Source organism: Rothia sp. HMSC072B03 (genome assembly GCF_001809565.1).
Classification (GTDB): domain Bacteria; phylum Actinomycetota; class Actinomycetes; order Actinomycetales; family Micrococcaceae; genus Rothia; species Rothia mucilaginosa_A.
Genome location: NZ_KV797968.1, coordinates 173,211 through 190,109 on the forward strand (window position 1 = coordinate 173,211; position 16,899 = coordinate 190,109).

Genomic DNA, 16,899 nt, shown 5'->3' on the forward strand with positions numbered 1-16,899 from the left:
GGGGGGGGGGTGGGTTTGCCGCTTCGTATGTGATGTGTCGGTATTGTGTGCGGGTGTTGTGTGCCAGTGGCGGGGCCGGAGTTTAGCCGGCTATGCTGTGAGCCTTAACGCTAAAAATGCACTTGAGCATTGTGTGCAGTGGTGAAATAATTGCAGTTATGCAGAAAAAGGAACAGAGCCTTCGCGAACGCCGCCGCGAACAAACCTGGACGGCAATCCACGAAGCAGCCCTCAAACGCGTCCGCGACCATGGGATGCGCGGAACCACCGTTGAAGAAATCGCCCAGGAGGCGGGCGTCTCCCCGCGTACCTTCTTCAACTACTTCCCCTCCAAAGAGGACGCCGTTCTGGGTCTGCGTGAACCGGTGGTCAGCGAGGAAATCCTCGAAACAGACCGCGCCCACGAGGATGACAACACCATCATTCGTGTAACCCACCTTCTCTGGGAGGTCATTTTCCAGAGCTTCCACTACGCCAATGGCAAGGACCCCCGAGCTCCCTTTCAGGAGTTCCCCGAGTCCGCGAAACGAATGAAAATGCACTACATGAAGTGCGAACAGGTGCTCACCGATTACCTGAACACTATTGACTGGGTGGCTTTTGACGCGGCCGGTCGCCGCGGCCCCTTCCCGCGCCGAACCCCCGCTGACCCGCTGACCGATCACTTCCGGGAGCGATCACGCGCAAAGGTCCAGCTTGCCTCCGCGGTGCTTCGTCAGCTGGAGTTCGCCCGCGACCTGGAAGATAAAGAGGATATTGCCCGCCATATCCGCCAGACGGTGAAGACCTTCCAGTTCCTGCTTTTTGAGCAGAACCGACCGGCAATCTAGCGGCGGTTCACTGCTACAAACTACAAAAGCCCGCCGGAAACCGAATCCGAGGCCCCGAATCGAGGCAACCGAATCCAGAGCCCGGCGGACACTCACAACAGACATATAGAACGTAACTAAGGATTAAACGATGAGTACAGAGGAAAAGAATCTACCTCAGCCGCCAGCCGGTGAGGCTAAGCAGGAAAGTAAAAACCGCATCCGCGCCATGTTCCTGGGCCTGGTCATTGTGATGCTCATGTCCTCGCTGAACCAGACGATTCTGGCGCCGTCGCTGCCCACGATTGTGGGTGAGCTTCACGGCGTGGAGCACATGAGCTGGGTGATTACCATTTTCATCCTGCTTTCGACGATTACGATGCCGGTCTACGGTAAGCTATCGGATCAGTTCGGACGCAAGCCCTTCCTGATTTTTGCGATTGTCTCCTTCATGGCGGGCTCCGTGGTCGGCGCGCTCGCACAGAACATGAACTGGCTGATTTTCGCGCGTGCCCTGCAGGGTCTGGGCGGTGGCGGTCTGATGATTCTGTCTCAGGCTGTGATTGCTGATGTGATTCCTCCCCGCGACCGCGGCCGTTACATGGGTATTATCGGTGGCGTTTTTGCGTTCTCGTCGGTGGCTGGTCCGCTGATTGGTGGCTGGATTACTGAGGGGCCGGGTTGGCGTTGGGCGTTCTGGCTGAACCTGCCGCTGGCTATCCTGTCGATTCTTGCGGTGATTTTCTTGCTGCCGCACCGCCCGTTCCGTGACCGTGAGAAGCACAGCATCGACTACCTTGGTTCGCTGATTCTGATGGCGGGCACGAGTGCGCTGGTGCTTGCCACGATTTGGGGCGGTAACCAGTACGAGTGGACTTCGCCGCAGATTATTGGTCTGCTGGTCTTCTCTGTGGTTGCTGCGCTGGTGTTTATCCCGGTGGAGAACCGTGCGGCTGAGCCGGTCATGCCCATGTACCTGTTCAAGAACCGTAACTTCCTGCTGACCCTGGGTGCTTCGCTGGCGCTGGGTGTGGCAATGTTCGGTGCGGTGGAGTATATCCCGACTTATCTGCAGATGGCGCTGGGTGTGAGCGCTACGGTGGCTGGTCTGCTGATGATCCCGATGATGGGTGTCATGCTGGTGGTGTCGATTGTGACGGGTCGCGTGGTGTCGAAGACCGGTCGCTATAAGCGTTATGTGACGAGCGGTACCGCGATTGTGGCGCTGGGCCTGTTCCTGTTGTCGACCGTGACTATTGAGACTCCGACCTGGCTGTTCTGTATATACCTTGCGGTGATGGGTGCCGGTCTGGGTATGTCTATGCAGTTCTTGACTCTGATTGTTCAGAATGCGTTCCCGGTGAGCGTGGTTGGTACCGCGACGGCGTCGAATAACTTCTTCCGTCAGGTGGGTGCTACTGTGGGTGCCTCGCTGGTGGGTGGTCTGTTCACCTCGCGTCTGACCTCGCTGATTTCTGAGCGTATGCCGCAGCAGGCGCTGCAGTCTTCGGGTAGCCATGCGTCTTCGTCTCTGACTCCTGAGCTGGTGGCGTCTTTGCCGGAGCCGGTGCACGGCATCATTGTGAATGCGTATAACGATGCTCTGATTCCGCTGTTCCTGTACTTGGTGCCGCTGGGTCTGGTGTCTACGCTGCTTCTGTTCTTCATTCGTGAGGATGCGTTGGCGACGACCCTGGAGACCGAGCCGGCTGTTGATATTGCTCGCGCGGCGACCGGTGCGATTCCGGTGATTACTCCGGAGATGGCTGCTAAGGACGCGCAGGATCTGAAGAGCATGCGGGGTCCTACCCGTAGGATGATTGCCGAGTCGTTGAGCTCGGAGGCTTCGCCGGATTCGGAGCCTAACGCTAAGAGCTAGGGTCTTAGCACTAGATGCGGAGGCGTTGCCTTCCTATATAAGCGGCGCCCCGGTGCGAGTCGTGTGCTCGTGCCGGGGCGCCGTTTTTGGCTGAGTTGCCTTAAATAGCGCGCTTAAGAGGTGTGCCTTAGTGCTTGGTTTAGGGGTTGGAAGTGTTGGTTTAGTCCCTTAAATAGTGGGTTTACGTGGTGTTTTGCCCCATTAAAGCGCTTATCGAAAAGGTTATTACGTCCCTATGTCGAGAGAATTGTTTCCGATGTAAAATTTTCGTAAAAATTGTTAATCCGCCCCTTTTCCCCGGTATTCCGGGGCATTTTTTTACCCAGCTCCCTTTTAGCTTGCATACAGGCTGTTCTAAGGGGTGAAAGTGCCCAATGTGGGTTTGGTGGAAGTGTTACAGGCTATATAAGATAAAGTACATATGCTCCTAGTGACAGTCATCACGAAGCAGTGCGCTAGGACAGCATGACACACATGCCTTAACACCGACATCTACACAAGGAGGGGAACCGTCCCATGTTTAGGTACATCCTCCAGCGATCGCTGACGTACCTCGTCATGGTCTTTATTACGACCACGATGGGTTACTTTGCAGCGGTTACTGCCCTGAAGCCTGCCCTCTTGGAGCAGGAAAAGGTTCCGAAGCCTAGCCCCGAGCAGGTGAACCGTAACTTCGCATCCCTGGGTCTCGATCCCGAAATGAACCCCTGGGACCGCTACGTTCAGTGGCTGACCAATGTGGTCACCAAGTTCGATTGGGGCCGTAGCCCCAACGGCGCGTACATTAACCAGGAATTTGGCCAGCGCGTGTGGGTTTCTACCCGCCTGCTGCTGGTGGCTACCATTCTCTCGATTGTGATTGGTATCGCCCTGGGTGTGTACTCGGCAGCTCGCCAGTACAAGTTCTCTGACCGTGTTATCACCGGTTACTCCTACCTGGTCTACATCATCCCCGCTCCCGTTGCTTACTTCGTGGTGCAGCAGGGCGCGACCACTATCAACAACATCGCCGTTGCTAATGGTGGAGAGAAGATTTTCTATGTGACCGGTATTTCGACTCCGGGTCTGACCGGATTCTGGGAAATCACCATGGATATGGCGGCGCACTACGTCGTGCCGACCTTCTGTATGACCATCTTCGGTTGGGCTGGTTACCAGATTGCACAGCGTCAGTACCTGCTCGATAACGTGAACGCTGACTTCGTGCGTACCGCTCGTGCTAAGGGCTTGACCCGTAACCAGGCGATTACTCGCCACGCACTGCGCGTCTCCTTCATCCCCGTGGCACAGTCCATCGCGTACCAGATTCCGATGATTTTTGCGGGTGCATTCTTCGCCGAGACCGTCTTTGCATGGCCCGGTATCGGTAAGTGGTCGATTGACTCCATTTCCGCGCAGGACGTGAACGCTGCGACCGTGACCCTCGCGTACGGTTCTGCACTGTTCGCTGTCGGTGCGATCATCGCTGATATCGCTACCACCATCGTCGACCCCCGAGTGAGGATCTCATGAGTCAGGTAACTGCAACTTCCTCCGTACCGGTGGTACAGGAGAACGGTGACTTCAAGGTCATCAACAAGAGCGTTATTATTCTGCGCCGCTTCCTGCGTAACAAGGCTGCAGTCTTCGGTCTGTGCGTGTTCATCGGCATGGGTCTGTTCGGTCTGTTCGGTAAGTACCTGACCAAGTACAAGCCCAACGACATTGACTACATGGCGCTGGGTGAAGGCCCCTCGGCCGAGCACTGGTTCGGTACCACCATCGCGGGTAATGACGTGTTCGCCATGATGTCTGAGGCCGTCTGGACCTCTCTCCAGATTGGTGTGGTCGTCGGTTTGGCCACTGTGTTCATCTCCGCAGTTTACGGCTGTGTGATGGCGTACTTCGGTGGCTGGATTGACAAGATTATGCTGTTCATCCTCGAGACCCTGATCATGGTTCCCTCGCTGCTGATTCTGGCAATTCTGATCAACGGTCAGGTTGGTAAGCAGATTCAGAAGAGCGTCCCCACCTGGGTTCTGCTCTCTGCAGTGCTGATTGCCTTCGGCTGGATGGGTAGCGCCCGTGTTATTCGTGCAATGGCGCAGTCCCTCATCAACCGCGACTTCGTGAAGGCTGCACGCTACATGGGTGTGCACCCCTTCAAGATTGTGATGCGCCACCTGGTTCCGAACATTGGCTCCCTGCTGGTTCTGAACTTCACCAGCGGCATCATGGGCGCTGTGCTCTCTGAGGTCGCTTACTCCTTCATCGGCATCGGTATTAAGTACCCCAACTACTCGCTGGGCTCGCTGATTTCGGATGCTTCGCAGCAGATTAACACCCTGCCGCACATGTTCTGGTTCCCGGTTCTGTTCTTCTTCCTGCTGGTTGGTCCGCTGGCCCTCATGAACGACGGTCTGCGTGACGCATTCGACCCGACTTCGATGTCGGTCGGTAAGATCAAGAAGTCCAAGAAGAACGAGAAGGCAGAGGCACCCGCTGCCGCTGCAAAGGAGGCGAAGAACTAATGAGTACCTCTCCCGTTCTGAGCGTTAAGGACCTCAACGTCCGCTTCAACACTGAGAATGGCGTCGTGCACGCTGTTCGCGGTGTGAACTTTGACCTGTACCCCGGTAAGACCCTGGGTATTGTGGGTGAGTCCGGTTCCGGTAAGTCCGTTGCCTCCATGGCGATCATGGGCCTGCACCCGACCACCGCTGACATCACCGGTTCGGTTAAGTACAACGGCACCGAGCTGCTGGGTCTGAGCGATAAGGAAATGTGCGCATACCGCGGCAAGGAGATCTCTATGATCTTCCAGGATCCGCTGTCCTCTCTGACCCCCGTGTACACCATTGGTGACCAGATTGCTGAGGTGCTCAAGGTCCACAACAAGGGCATGAGCAAGCAGGCTATCAAGGACCGTTCCATCGAACTGATGCGTATGGTGGGTATTCCTTCGCCGGCTGACCGCCTGCGTTCCTTCCCGCACGAGTTCTCCGGTGGTATGCGTCAGCGCATCATGATCGCTATGGCGATTGCGAATGACCCCCGCGTGCTCATCGCCGATGAGCCCACCACCGCACTGGATGTGACCATTCAGGCGCAGGTGTTGGAGGTTATGCAGAAGGCTCAGGAAGAGACCGGCGCAGCGACCATCATGATTACCCACGACCTCGGTGTTGTGGCTGGTATGGCTGACGACATTCTGGTGATGTACGCCGGTAAGCCGGTGGAGATTGCTAAGGCAGAAGACCTGTACAAGCATCCCTCCCACCCGTACACCATCGGTCTGCTGGGTGCGGTCCCGCGTGTGGACCGTTCCGAGAAGGTCTCCCTGGTACCCATCGAGGGTACCCCTCCGAACCTGATTAACCCGGTGACCGCGTGCTCCTTCCGCCCGCGTTGCCCCATCGCTAAAAGCGGTGGCCAGTGCTGCCAGGACTCCAACGGCGAGCCCGATCTGCAGCTGCTGGAAGGCGTTGGCGAGGGCCACTACTCCTCCTGCACCATCTCTCAGGAGCTGGTCGGTAAGACCGCAGACGAGCTGTACCCGGTTCCGGAGCCCCCGGTATCGAAGTACGACGGTATTCCGCGTGAGGAGCGTGCCCCCGTCCTGGAGGTCCGCAACGTCAAGAAGCACTTCCCGCTCATGAAGGGTGCGCTGATTAAGCGCCGCGTGGGCACTGTGAAGGCTGTGAACGGCCTGTCCTTCGACATTCGCGAGGGCGAGTGCTTCTCCATCGTGGGTGAGTCCGGTTGTGGTAAGACCACCACCCTGCTGGAAATTATGGAGTTCAACAAGAACACCGACGGTGAGATTCTGATTAACGGAACCTCCACCAAGGACGGCAAGTCCGCGGGTGAGATTCTTGAGCTGCGTAAGAACCAGCAAATGGTGTTCCAGGACCCCACCGGTGCTCTGGATCCGCGCTTCACCGTTTACGAGGTGCTTGCTGAGCCGCTGGAAAACCAGGGCATGAACAAGGCAGACATCAAGAAGCGCGTCATCGAACTGATGCACATTGTGGGTCTGCAGCCTGACCACGTGAACCGCTTCCCGAACCAGTTCTCTGGCGGTCAGCGTCAGCGTATCGGTATTGCTCGTGCGCTTGCCGTGAACCCCAAGCTCGTGGTTCTGGATGAGCCGGTGTCCGCACTGGACGTGTCCGTCCAGGCTGGTGTGATCAACCTGCTGGAGGAGCTGCGTGCAAACCTGGGCCTGAGCTACCTGATGGTTGCTCACGACCTCGCGGTGATTCGCCACGCATCCGACCGCGTTGCAGTGATGTACCTGGGTCGTATTGTTGAGATTGGTGACGTCGACCAGGTGTTCGACAACCCGATCCACCCGTACACCCGTGCACTGCTCTCGGCGATTCCGGTTCCGGATCCCGAGGTTGAGGCAAAGCGCCACCGCATTATGCTTGAGGGCGACCTGCCCACTCCGGTGAACGCGCCTAAGGGTTGTGGCTTCTCGAGCCGTTGCCCGGTCTTCAAGCTGCTGCCTGAGGACAAGAAGCGTCGTTGCCTGGAGGAGATGCCGGAACTGACCCCCGTTGAGGGCCAGGATCACGGTTATGCTTGCTACTACCCTGAGGCTGAGGCCGCTACGGTGTAGCTCTAGAGTCGGCTGAATAAGTCGCATGTGTGCCGAGGGGCGAATATTCGTTGAATATTCGCCCCTCGGGTTTTTTATGCCCGGTATTGGTGGGCTGTACGTTGTTCGAGATTGTCACCTAGTGAGACGGTGCGAGCCGCAGAATGTGGCGCTAAGCACTGAAATGCTCCAGGAAACGGGTAAAACCACCCTGACTAGGTATAACCTTTCTCACCATTCAAGATATGAATAATTATGGGCGGGCTTTCACGCGGGCAGTAAGCCATAATTAAGCCATGGGCACGCCGCTAGGGGCGTACCCGAAGGAACACATTCATAGACCGGCACTAATTCATCGCTCACCGCACCCTTTGGGCGGCGCATGAGCAGGGAATCCTTGACGCTTTCCTGCGGGATTATTGAGGGTCAAACGTATAAGAGGACACTCTCATGGAGAAGAATTTCATCCTGAACCGTCGTACCGTTCTCGGTGGCGCTGCAGCACTGGGTACCGCGGGCGTACTGGCTGCGTGCGGCTCGTCCAAGGACTCCAAGGCAACCACCCAGGGAGCAACCGCGGGTACCGATGCCAAGGAACTTTACGACATTGCTGAGACCGCTGTTTCGGACCTGAAGCAGGGCGGTACCCTGCGCCTGTCTGTGACTGCACTGGGTCCGAACTTCAACCTCTTCGGCACCGGTGTTACCTCCTACACCCAGGCTGCTCTGAGCCCCATGTACTACAGCGGTCTCTGGCAGGCTAACCCCATGGGTAAGCGCACCCTGTCTACCGACTTTGCAAAGAGCTTCGAAATCGCTGAGGAAAACGGTCTGCCCGTTGTCTCCATTGAGCTGAACCCCCAGGCTAAGTTCAACGACGGTACCCCCATCGACTACAAGGCGCTGCAGGCTACCTGGAACATCCTCAAGAGCGTCGATGGCGACTACAAGATTGAGACCAGCGGTATCTACAGCAGCGTTGGCTCCGTTGAGCGCGACGGTGATGACTTCAAGGTCAAGGTCACTTTCGCAAAGCCGTACTACCCCCTGAACATCCTCTTCGGTGAAATTCTGCACCCGGCTCTGCTGGATAAGAACCTCTTCAACGAAGGCTTCGTGGACAACCCGCACCCCGAATACGCTACTGGTCCCTTCACTGTAGCTGAGGGCGGCTGGAACTCCTCCGAGAAGACCCTGACCCTGACCCGCAATGACAAGTGGTGGGGCGAGAAGCCTGTTCTGGAGCGCATCGTCTTCCGTCAGATGGATTCCGCTGCTGAGCGTGCGGCGTTCAAGAACGATGAAATTGACGCTGCTCCCGCTACCGCTGCTGCAAGCTACAAGGAGCTGAAGGAAATTGCTAACACCGAGATGCGTCGCGGTGTTCGCCTCTTCTCCGGCGGCATGGTCATGAACCCCGCCCGCATGCAGGACGTTGCTCTGCGCCGCGCTGTGGTCGCTGGCATGAACCGTGAGGCAATTGCCAAGGTTCGTTTCCAGGGTCTGGATTACGAAGAGAAGCAGCCCGGTTCGATGATTCACATGCCCTTCTCCGAGTACTACCAGGATGTCTACCCGACCCCGAACAACGATGCAGCTGCTGCATCGAAGATTCTGGAAGAGGCAGGTTACACCAAGAACGGCGAGTTCTACGAGAAGGACGGCAAGCAGGCTGCCTTCAAGTACTCCGTCTTCGGCGAGGACCCCACCTCCAAGGCTGTTGCTCAGACCGTTGTTCAGCAGCTCAAGGCTGTCGGCATTAATGTTGAGCTCGAATCCCGCGCTGCAAGCGAATTCGGTAAGGCAATGCAGGCTAAGGACTACGACGCAACTGCATCGGGCTACGCTCTGAGTGACCCGGATGCTACCCAGGCTACCCAGCAGTTCTACCTGCGTGAGAAGCCCGAGGACGCTGGCACCGACGAAATCAATGAGATGATCGAGAAGATGAAGCTCATTGCTGACGACAAGGAACGCAACCTGGCATGTAACGAGATTGAGAAGAAGCACCTCTCTGAGATTGCTGTGCTGGTTCCGCTCTTCAATGGTCCCGAGTACAAGTTCGTCAAGAAGGGTCTGCGCAACTACGGCGTTTCCCTCTACCAGGGCAATGGTATTCACTGGGAGAAGGTCGGTTGGGCTAAGTAAGTCCTCTTCCCTTCACCTACTAGGTGAATAGCCTGGAGCTATATGAAAGTGTCCACCCGGATCATCCGGGTGGACACTTTTTGCATATCTGGAGGGGTGCTTTGGGTGCTTTTGTATATCGATGTAGGGGAGCGGTGGTATAGCTATCCGGAAAAATCCGAAAAATTCGCACAAAAACAGGGTATTCATGGTATGAATATTCAGAAAATACGATAAATATTAAGAAATATTGTGAAAATGCTTGGTTTCCGCTCCCGAGGTGCGCTACAGTGGAGTCATACAAAGTTATGCAGTGCTCTGTATAAATAATCATTACTTCGGGGATACGGGATAAACCCGCCCGCACAAGACAGAAGGAAACCACTCCCATGACCGCCAACACCGCATACACCGCGAGCAGCCACGAAGCGACCAAGAACAGCTTCAGCCGCCGCGCCCTCATTGGCGGCACCGCGGCTCTGGGAGCTGTAGGTCTGCTCAGTGCCTGCGGCAACGGCAGCGCAAGCTCTGAGAAGACCAAGGCAGCCGGCGCCGGTGCCAATATCGAAGACCTCTACAACATCAACGCTCAGGACGTGAACAGCCTGAAGAAGGGCGGCACCCTGCGCCTGCCCGCCGGATCCATCGATCCGAACTTCAATTTCTACACCCAGAGCGGTAACACCAGCGATAACGTCAACGTTATGAGCACCATCAGCCAGGCCGGCATGTGGAACCTCGACTTTGACGGCACCTACAAGCTGAACACCGACTTCGCTGTCTCCTTCGAGCACAGCAAGAAGGACGATAAGATTCAGGTTGCCGTCAAGCTCAACCCCAAGGCTGTCTTCAACGATGGCACCCCCATCACCTACAAGGCGCTCCAGTCCACCTGGAACATCTTCAAGAGCCTGGATAACGGCTACAACATCGTCACCAGCGGCATCTACGAATTCGTTGAATCCGTAGAAAAGGGCGAAGACGACTACAGCGCAACCGTCACTTTCTCCAAGCCCTTCTACCCGCTGCAGAGCCTCTTCTCTGAGATTCTGCACCCCGCACTGGAAGACGTCGAGCTCTTCAACAACGGCTTCGTGGATGAGCCCCACCCCGAGTACTGGGCTGGCCCCTTCACCCTGGCGGATAAGGGCTGGGACTCCACCGCGAAGACCTTCAGTGTTGTGCCCAATGACAAGTGGTGGGGCACCAAGCCCCTGCTGGACAAGATTGTCTTTACCCAGATGGAGTCCAGCGCTGCACGTGCCGCGTTCAAGAACGATGAAATTGACGCTATCGGTGCGAGCACCTCCTCCACCTATGCCGAGGTGAAGAACATTGCGGGTACCGAACTGCGTAAGGGCACCCGCCTCTACGCCGGTGGCCTGGATATCAATCCCCGCCGCGTCAAGGATGCTGCCCTGCGTAAGGCAATCTTCGTCGGCACCAACCGTGAAGCACTCGCAAAGATTCAGTTCCAGGGTCTGCCCTACGAGGAAGCTATCCCCGGTTCGATGATTCACATGCCCTTCTCGCCCTACTACCAGGATTCTTACCCGACCCCGAATAATAGTGTTTCGGAGGCGCAGAAGATTCTGGAGGCCGCCGGCTACACCAAGAACGGCGACTACTACGAGAAGGACGGCACGAAGGCTGGCTGCGCAGTGGTGGTCTTCGGTGACGATCCGACCAACAAGGGTAAGGCTCAGACCTTCACTCAGCAGATGAAGGATGTCGGTATCGAGATCCGGATTGATCAGCACGCCGATAGCGAGTTCGCCACCATTCTGGGCAACTGGGACTACGATATTTCCTTCAGCGGCTACTCGGTCTCTGCTGACGCGACCGAGAGTACCAAGCAGTTCTACTACTCCGAGAACAACGAAGGTATCGGCAGCAAGGAAATCGATGCCCTCATCGACGCCATGACCCTCATTGAGGATGACAAGGAACGTAACCTCGCCTGCAACGAGATTGAGAAGAAGCACATGGCGGAGTTCGCCTTCCTGGGCACCATTACGAACGGTCCTGACTTTGTGATGGTCAAGAAGACTCTGGCTAACTACGGTCCGCGCCTGTACAAGTCGATGGACTGGGCTGCTGTGGGCTGGATGAACTCCTAAAAGGTGCCTGTCTTGCGAGCGGGTCGAATGTGTATGCACACATTCGGCCCGCTTTGCTGTGCCCGCTGGCTATTTCTGGGGGTGGGGGAGGGGTGTTGCGCGAAGGGTGATGGGGTCGTGCCGATATGGATTTAGGCCGGCTGCCTTAGGGTCGGGCGTAATAATTGAGAAATATTTATCGTGTTGCGCACCTGTAGTGATGTGTGTGGTGTACACTACTAAAAATATTAAATGTGGCTTATAACATAGCTTTAGGTCACATTATTTTGCATGGCTTGACCTGCCCGCCCATCACCGCAGATGGCAGGCGCTCCTGCAGACGGAAACCCCGCCTCCAGAGCATGCGAGCCACCCACTCTACACTGCAAACACTGCATCAGCGCAGTCCACACCCACAAGGAGCCCATCATGAGCCCCCACCCCATCCCCTCCCTCTCCGGATTCAACCCGATCATGAGCCGCCGCGTACTGTTCGGCGGCGCAACCGCCGTCGCTGCTGCCGGCGTACTGAGCGCTTGTGGCTCCTCGTCCTCCAAGACCGAGCACAAGGCAAGCGAAACCCCGTTCTATGAAATCAACGAGCAGGATGCCTCGAAGCTCAAGCAGGGCGGTACCCTGAACCTGAGCACCTACTCCCTTGGTCCGGACTTCAACCGTTTCTCCCAGAACGGCTCCAGCACCTCCGTCTCCGAAACCATGGGCGTTATCGCCGGTGCCGGCATCTGGCGCAGCACCTTCAAGGGTGAAGACGAGCTCGACCCCAACTACTGCCTCGGCTTCGAAGCTAAGGAAGTAGACGGCAAGATTACCGCAGAGGTTCGCCTGAACCCCAAGGCAGTCTTCAACGACGGCACCCCCATCGACATCGACGCCCTCAAGGCAACCTGGCAGATCCAGCGTGACCCCGACGGTGAATACAAGATTGCCGCGGCAGGTATCTACGAGTACATCGAAAGCGTTGAAGCTATCGATGGCGACCGCTACCACGCACGCGTTGTTTTCAAGACTGCGCACAACCCCGTCAAGGGTCTGCTCTTTGGTGGAATCCTGCACCCGGCGATGCTCGACGTAAACCTCTTCAACGAAGGCTTCGTGGACAACCCCCACCCCGAGCTCGGTTGCGGCCCCTTCACCCTGGCACCCAACGGCTGGAACTCCTCCGAGAAGACCTTCACTGCTGTGCCCAACGACAAGTGGTGGGGCGAGAAGCCCAAGCTGGACCGCATCGTCGTGCGTGAAATGGCAGACGCCGCAGCACGCGCCGCGTACAAGAACGGCGAACTGGACGTCGTCGAGTCACGTACCCTCAGCGCCTACAACGAGATGAAGGACGTTGCGAACTCTGAAATCCGCCGCGGTCGCCGCCTCTTCGCCGGCGGCATGAACCTGAACGCAGAGCACATCACTGATGTTGCTGTCCGTAAGGCAATCTTCCTGGGTATCGACCGTGGTGCTCTGGCAAAGATTCGCTTCCAGGGTCTGCCCTACGAAGAAGAAGTTCCCGGCTCGATGCTTCTGTTGGGTTCCTCCCAGTACTACCGCGACAACTACCCGGCACGTAACCCGGAGGAAGCACGCAAGGTCCTGGAGAAGGCAGGCTACACCAAGTCCGGCGACTTCTACGCGAAGGACGGCAAGACCATCACCTTGAAGCTGACCACCTTCGGTGATGACGCCACCACCAAGGGCCAGGCACAGACCTTCATCCAGAGCATGAAGGAAATCGGCATTAACTTCGAGCTCGATTCGCGTGCACAGTCTGAATTCTCGAAGGTTGTTGGTAACCGCGAGTACGACGTAAGCATTTCGGGCTTCGGCGTGACCTCCGAGCCGACCAGTGCAGCCGAGTACTTCTACCACTCCAAGAACTGGAACGGCGTCGGCACCCCCGAAATTGACGCTATGGTCGACGAGATGGTCACCATCCTCGATGACGCTAAGCGCGCCGAGAAGTGCAACGAAATTGAGAAGAAGCACATGAGCGAGGTTTGCCTCTTCATCCCCTTCCTTAATGGCCCGGACTTCAAGGCATGCCGCCCGAAGCTCGCTAACTACGGTGCGTTCCTCTTCAAGATCCCCGACTGGTCTTCGGTTGGCTGGATGGCATAAGCCGCAGTTTTAAGTTCCCCGCCCCTATACGTTTTCGCAGTGTCGTATAGGGGTGGGGAGCTTTTTCTTGTGGAGGGTTCAGTGCGCTTTAGCTGCCCCGACGCTGTGCTTGTGACTTGTAACGATTCTCAAAGCACCGGGCGTGACGCGCTCGCGCGCCAATGCGACATAATATTTCATTTTTTAGTTTTCGCACGCGGCTTCCGCGTGATGATGCGGGTTCGGGTGCTGAACCCGTGATTTTTAGACGGTGTATAGTTCTTCCACGGATTGGACTGTGGTCTGCGTCGCTTCTTTTGGGGGTATACTGTGTTTCAACCACAAACAATGTGGGGGCTCTCACAAGGGTGATGGGCGGGAGCTTCGGCGCTCCCGAAAAATCGGCGCACAACACGGTGCGCTTATCGAATAGCACCTGAGCCCTCCGGCATGAGGAGAATACATGACTCATCTACGTATTAATCGCCGTACCCTGCTGACCGGCACCGTTGCCCTGGGTACCGTTGGCCTGCTCGCTGCATGCGGCGGCGGCTCTGACAAGAAGATCAGCGGCAAGGCTGCATCAAGCACCGAGGAAATCGTCAAGAACCTCGAAATCAACAAGCAGGACCGCTCCTCCCTCAAGCAGGGTGGCGAATTCCGCGGTAGCGTCTCCGCAGTCGGCCCGAACTTCAACATTCTGACCCAGAGCGGCTACACCACCGAGAACCTCACCGCATTCGGCGGCGCCTGCAACATCCCCTCCGCTATCGGCTTCACCTCCCTGAGCCCTGCTGGCGAATACAGCCTCAATGACGACTACGTCTCCGATTACAAGGCAGAGACCGTTGACGGCGTGCAGACCATCACCTTCAAGCTCAACTCCAAGGCTGTCTTCAATGACGGCACCCCCGTTGACATTGAGGCAATCCGCGCCGCGTGGACCGTCTATCGCAACCCCGATGACGGCTACAACGTTATCGCCGCTCCCTTCTGGCAGCAGGTAGCATCCATCGACCCTGTGGATGGCGACAAGACCCGCGTCAAGATTGTGATGTCCAAGCCCCTGTACCCCGCTGAGACCCTCGGCCTGCTCGGTCTGCACCCCGCACTGACCGACAAGGAGCTCTTCAATAATGGCTTCGTGAATAAGCCCATGGATCAGTACTGGTCCGGCCCCTTCAAGCTGGGCGAGTGGAACTCTTCGGCTAAGACCCTCACCCTCGTTCCCAACGACAAGTGGTGGGGTGAGAAGCCGCTGCTGGACCGTATTATCTGGCGTGAAATGGGCGACGAGGCAGAGCGCGCAGCGTTCAAGAATGGCGAGCTGGACAGCATTGGCTTTGCTGGCCTGGCAACCTACAACGCTGTCAAGGGTCAGCCCGGTGTCCAGATTCGCTCCGGTCAGAGCGTCGGCGTGATCAACCTGCAGTTTAACCCGACCCGCGTGACCGACACCGCCCTGCGCCGTGCAGTCTTCGCCGCGGTTGACCGCTCCCAGCTGGCTAAGGTCAAGTTCGGCCAGATCAACTGGGAGGAGCCCCTGACCGGCTCCCTGATTGCTATGCCCTTCCAGAAGGGCTACCAGGACGCTATGCCCACCAACCCCGGTGCCGAGGCTGCTGCAAAGATTCTGGAAGCAGCAGGCTACTCCAAGAATGGCGACTACTACGCCAAGGATGGCAAGACTGCAGGCTTCTCCATCACCTACTTCGGTTCGGATGCAACCTCCCTGGCTCAGTTCCAGAACCTCGAGCAGCAGCTCAAGGCGGCAGGTATTAAGCTCGAGCAGGACAACCAGCCGCAGTCCCAGTTCAACTCCGTGATGGGTGCTAAGCAGTACGACTGCGCCTTCTCCGGTTGGGGTATTGGTGCTGACCCCGCAGACAGCGTTCAGTACTTCTACACCAGCGAAATCAACGAAGGTGTGGGCGATCCCGAGCTGGATAAGTTCATCGCGTCCATTTACGAGAAGGAATCCCACGAGGAGCAGTTGAAGATGGCTGCTGAGGCTGAGAAGCAGCACATGGAGAAGGTCGCTATTTACTTCCCCTACGGCAACGGCCCCAGCTACGCAGCTGTGAAGGAGAAGCTGGCTAACTACGGTCCTTCCCTCTTCGCAACCAGCTACACCGACCCCAAGCGCTGGGTCAATGTGGGTTGGCAGAACTAAAGCCATAGGCTAGTTTCTGGGGTTCTAGTCGGTAGCTTCTGAATTTTTGGAGGCGCCGGCATAAGGCTCCGGAAGGGTAAAGTCCCGCGGTATTCCGCCTTAGAGGTGGGGTGCTGTGGGACTCTTTTGTTTCTCGGGGGAGGGTCGGCTGAAATTGAGGGAAGAAAAGTTTCTGCTGAAATATTTCCCGTAAAAGGTGAGGCGGGTCATGCCGTGTGGGTTTTGTGTGTATACTAATCTCAATGCAAACGTGCGTTCCATCATAGATGTGCATCACGAGTATGCGGGGTGGGTTGTGTTCCCCTACCCTCAGATTGTCGAGATGGCGCCACGTTTCAACACTCATCCCGGGCCGGGAGCGCATGGTACCTCACGTGCGCATCCCGGTCCTCAGACAAGGACAGATCATGACCACTTTCACCCTCAACCGCCGCGCACTGCTCACCGGCACCGTCGCCCTGGGCACCGTAGGCCTGCTCGCAGCCTGCGGCGGCAACTCCTCCAAGACCGAAACCAGCGCTCTCTCCGCGGGCGACGACCTCTCAAAGGCAGTCTCCTACAACGAGAAGGACCGCTCCGCCCTCAAGGACGGCGGCGAACTGCGCCTGAGCGCTGACGGCATCGGCCCGAACTTCAACATCCTCAACACCAACGGCTACACCGCCGGCAACCTGAACATTCAGGCAGCCATCAACTCCGCCTTCACCGGCGGCTTCTACGCCGACTTCCGCGGCGAGTCGCACATGAACGAGGACTACGTCACTGAGTACAAGGCGCAGACCGTTGACGGCGTGCAGACCGTGACCTTCAAGATCAACCCCAAGGCAGCCTTCAACGACGGTACCCCCATCGACGTGAACGCCGTCAAGAGCTACCAGACCATCTACACCGCCGCGGCATCCGGTTCGGACTACCAGATCACCCCCTCGCCCATCTGGGAGCAGGTCGCAAGCGTCGAGGCTGTGGACGGCGATACCCGCCACGTGAAGGTCACGATGTCCAAGCCCTGGTACCCCATCGAAGGCAGCTTCACCTCGTTCCTGCACCCGGCATTCGCCGACCCCAAATTCTTCAACGACGGCCTGAACGACAAGCCCCTCGACCAGTACTGGGCAGGCCCC

The 16,899-nt window shown here is 57.2% G+C and carries 10 protein-coding genes; all 10 read left to right on the forward strand.

What is annotated here, in order from left to right; genetic code table 11:
• The first annotated feature begins 158 nt into the window (after nucleotides 1–158).
• The gene (locus HMPREF2630_RS03005) at nucleotides 159–830 is read left to right on the forward strand and encodes a TetR/AcrR family transcriptional regulator (RefSeq protein ID WP_239662189.1); all 672 of its coding nucleotides are present in this window, start codon (nucleotides 159–161) and stop codon (nucleotides 828–830) included.
• Nucleotides 831–960: 130 nt separating this feature from the next.
• Nucleotides 961–2,688, forward strand: coding sequence for an MDR family MFS transporter (locus HMPREF2630_RS03010; RefSeq protein WP_070483306.1), 1,728 nt, complete (start codon nucleotides 961–963; stop codon nucleotides 2,686–2,688).
• Between the two features lie 516 nt (nucleotides 2,689–3,204).
• Nucleotides 3,205–4,200 (forward strand): ABC transporter permease, encoded by a 996-nt coding sequence (locus HMPREF2630_RS03015; RefSeq protein WP_005507218.1) that lies wholly within the window; start codon nucleotides 3,205–3,207, stop codon nucleotides 4,198–4,200.
• The gene (locus HMPREF2630_RS03020) at nucleotides 4,197–5,198 is read left to right on the forward strand and encodes an ABC transporter permease (protein ID WP_005507216.1); all 1,002 of its coding nucleotides are present in this window, start codon (nucleotides 4,197–4,199) and stop codon (nucleotides 5,196–5,198) included. Before HMPREF2630_RS03015 ends, HMPREF2630_RS03020 begins: the two co-directional genes overlap by 4 nt.
• Complete coding sequence (locus tag HMPREF2630_RS03025; RefSeq protein WP_049359635.1) at nucleotides 5,198–7,291, forward strand: ABC transporter ATP-binding protein; 2,094 nt, start codon at nucleotides 5,198–5,200, stop codon at nucleotides 7,289–7,291. The genes HMPREF2630_RS03020 and HMPREF2630_RS03025 overlap by 1 nt, the downstream gene beginning before the upstream one ends.
• A gap of 429 nt (nucleotides 7,292–7,720) precedes the next feature.
• Nucleotides 7,721–9,418 carry an ABC transporter family substrate-binding protein gene (locus HMPREF2630_RS03030; protein WP_070483309.1) on the forward strand — a complete coding sequence of 566 codons (1,698 nt, stop codon included), beginning with the start codon at nucleotides 7,721–7,723 and terminating at the stop codon, nucleotides 9,416–9,418.
• Nucleotides 9,419–9,786: 368 nt separating this feature from the next.
• The gene (locus tag HMPREF2630_RS03035) at nucleotides 9,787–11,517 is read left to right on the forward strand and encodes an ABC transporter family substrate-binding protein (RefSeq protein ID WP_070483311.1); all 1,731 of its coding nucleotides are present in this window, start codon (nucleotides 9,787–9,789) and stop codon (nucleotides 11,515–11,517) included.
• A 408-nt stretch (nucleotides 11,518–11,925) separates the two neighbouring features.
• Entirely contained in the window at nucleotides 11,926–13,626 is a 1,701-nt protein-coding gene (locus HMPREF2630_RS03040) for an ABC transporter family substrate-binding protein (RefSeq protein WP_070483313.1), read from the forward strand.
• A 442-nt stretch (nucleotides 13,627–14,068) separates the two neighbouring features.
• On the forward strand, nucleotides 14,069–15,778 hold the full coding sequence (locus HMPREF2630_RS03045) for an ABC transporter family substrate-binding protein (protein WP_070483315.1): 1,710 nt from the start codon (nucleotides 14,069–14,071) through the stop codon (nucleotides 15,776–15,778).
• Nucleotides 15,779–16,185: 407 nt separating this feature from the next.
• A partial coding sequence (locus HMPREF2630_RS03050) for an ABC transporter substrate-binding protein (protein WP_246822745.1) occupies nucleotides 16,186–16,899 on the forward strand: 714 nt, incomplete at its 3' end.

Coding starts and splice junctions, on each gene's coding strand:
- HMPREF2630_RS03020 (WP_005507216.1), top strand. CDS start 4,197: ATGAGTCAGGTAACTGCAACTTCCTCCGTACCGGTGGTACAGGAGAAC.
- HMPREF2630_RS03035 (WP_070483311.1), top strand. CDS start 9,787: ATGACCGCCAACACCGCATACACCGCGAGCAGCCACGAAGCGACCAAG.
- HMPREF2630_RS03015 (WP_005507218.1), top strand. CDS start 3,205: ATGTTTAGGTACATCCTCCAGCGATCGCTGACGTACCTCGTCATGGTC.
- HMPREF2630_RS03005 (WP_239662189.1), top strand. CDS start 159: ATGCAGAAAAAGGAACAGAGCCTTCGCGAACGCCGCCGCGAACAAACC.
- HMPREF2630_RS03010 (WP_070483306.1), top strand. CDS start 961: ATGAGTACAGAGGAAAAGAATCTACCTCAGCCGCCAGCCGGTGAGGCT.
- HMPREF2630_RS03040 (WP_070483313.1), top strand. CDS start 11,926: ATGAGCCCCCACCCCATCCCCTCCCTCTCCGGATTCAACCCGATCATG.
- HMPREF2630_RS03025 (WP_049359635.1), top strand. CDS start 5,198: ATGAGTACCTCTCCCGTTCTGAGCGTTAAGGACCTCAACGTCCGCTTC.
- HMPREF2630_RS03045 (WP_070483315.1), top strand. CDS start 14,069: ATGACTCATCTACGTATTAATCGCCGTACCCTGCTGACCGGCACCGTT.
- HMPREF2630_RS03030 (WP_070483309.1), top strand. CDS start 7,721: ATGGAGAAGAATTTCATCCTGAACCGTCGTACCGTTCTCGGTGGCGCT.